This window comes from Duganella sp. CF458 (genome assembly GCF_900113115.1).
In the GTDB taxonomy this organism is placed as follows: domain Bacteria; phylum Pseudomonadota; class Gammaproteobacteria; order Burkholderiales; family Burkholderiaceae_D; genus Rugamonas.
Window position 1 is genome coordinate 1 of the sequence record NZ_FOOF01000050.1, and the last position, 1,972, is coordinate 1,972.

At 64.0% G+C, this 1,972-nt stretch carries 1 protein-coding gene and 1 riboswitch; the gene reads right to left on the reverse strand.

Annotation, left to right across the window (positions count from 1 at the left end; genetic code table 11):
* A partial coding sequence (locus tag BM269_RS28875; protein WP_090446044.1) for a S8 family serine peptidase occupies positions 1-1,742 on the reverse strand: 1,742 nt, incomplete at its 3' end.
* A gap of 109 nt (positions 1,743-1,851) precedes the next feature.
* Positions 1,852-1,938, reverse strand: a riboswitch (cyclic di-GMP riboswitch).
* Between the last annotated feature and the right edge of the window lie 34 nt (positions 1,939-1,972).

Consider the following 1,972-nt stretch of genomic DNA (forward strand, 5'->3'; position numbering starts at 1 on the left):
ACCTGGACCGACTTGGTGGTGCTGTTGCCGGCTGCGTCGCGGGCGACGGCTTGCACGGTGTGGGCACCGCTCGCTTCCTTGCGGCTGTTCCAGGTGTAAGTGATGCTGCCGTTGCCGCTTGCCTTCAGGACGCCATCCACATACAGGCTGACGCTCGATACGGCGACGTTGTCGGAAGCGCTCACGCCGATGTTGACGTTGCCGGAGACCATGGAACCGCTGGTCGGGTTGGTGATGGTCACCGTCGGCGGGGTGACGTCGGTCGTGGTGGTGTTGGCCACGGTCACGTTGATGGTGCTGGAACCCACGTTGCCCGAGCTGTCATAGGCTTTGGCGACCACGGAGACGGCGCCGTCGGCGCGGCCGGTGGTATCCCAGCTGAAGCTGTATGGGCCGGTGGTGTCGGTGGCCACCAGGGTGCCGCCGACGTACAGTTCGACGCGGCTCACACCCAGGTTGTCGTTGGCGGTGACGTTGATGTTCACGGTGCCTTTGACGGTGCTGCCTGGCGAAGCGATGGCGACGGTAGGTGCCTGGGTATCGCTGGTCACGGCCGACTTGGCGGCGCTCACGGCGCGGTAGGCGTTGACGCGGCCGGCACCGTAGTAGTCGTCACGGCCCGCGGCGCCGAGGTCGTCGACCGTCGACAGCAGGATCGAGTCGATCTGGTCCGGCTTCAAGGCTGGGTTGGCCGACAGCATCAGGGCTACCACGCCAGCAGTGATCGGGCTGGAGAAGGAAGTGCCGTTGACAGCACCGTAACCGCCGCCTTTGAGGGTGCTGTAGATGCCTACGCCCGGGGCGCTGACGTCAACCAGGGCGCCGTAGGTGGACCAGCCGGCACGCACGTCGTTGGCGTCGGTGGCGCCGACGGTCAGCATGGTGTTGCTGGTGGCCGCGGTGCTGACGGCGCCGGTGTTGCCGGCGGAGGTGACGACGTAGCCGCCTTTGTTGCGCATGTACTGGGCCGCAGTCTGGATCGCGGCAACGTGCTGCACGGTGTAGCTGATATTGGCGACGCGGGCACCGTGGTCGGCGGCCCAGGTCAGGGCGCTGGCGACCATGCTGTAGTAGGCGATGTTGCCGGAGGTATCGCTGATACGCATCGGCATGATCTTGGCGTTCCATGCGGTGCCGGCGACGCCGACCGAGTTGTTGCCGATCGCGGCGGCAGCGCCGGCGACCATGGTGCCATGGCCGAAGACGTCGGTGGTGTTGCTGTTGTTGTCGTAGGTGTTCCAGCCCGGCACGATGCGCGCTGCCAGGTCCGGGTGGGCGGCATCGACGCCGGTATCGAGGATGGCGATGGTGATGCCGCTGCCGGTGGCCATGTCCCAGGCGGCAGGCGCCTGGATCTTGGCCTGGTGCCATTCGTTGGCGTAGTAGGTGTCGACCGGGGTCTGGGCCATCTGCACCACGCCGTCGAGTTCGGCGAACTTGACGTGCTTGTTGCCTTTGAGGGCCTGCGCCATGGCTTTTTCGCGGCCCGGGTTCAGTTCCACGACGTAGACATTCAGGCCGTTGAGCTTGCGGCTGGCGTTGCCGCCATGTTCTTTGATCAGCTTTTTGAATGCGGCTTCCGGCAGGCCTGCCTTAGGCGATACCAGGATGCGGCCGCTGGCCCACTGTGCCGGTTCGTCCGTCTGCGCAAAGGCTGGAGCAGCCATCACGGTGCCGATTGCCAGGGTGGCGGCAACAGCCAGGCGGGTTTTAGCGAACTGGATGGTGGAGATAGTCTTCATTTGGTGAGTCCCTGTTTTCAAAAAATCAAAAAACGAGGACTGCCCGCCGGTTTGCACCGGTAGAAGACTGCATCACGCAAAGGCACACGGCCCTTCCGAGAGGCTTTTGTCTGGCAGTCCTGCCGTCATGGAGCCGAAGCTCTTTAGACCGATGACTTTGCGTCCCGCAGTTTCCCGCGGTTTGCCCTTATCAGATCTTGCTGTACGGAATCTTATGTCGTTAATTGCCG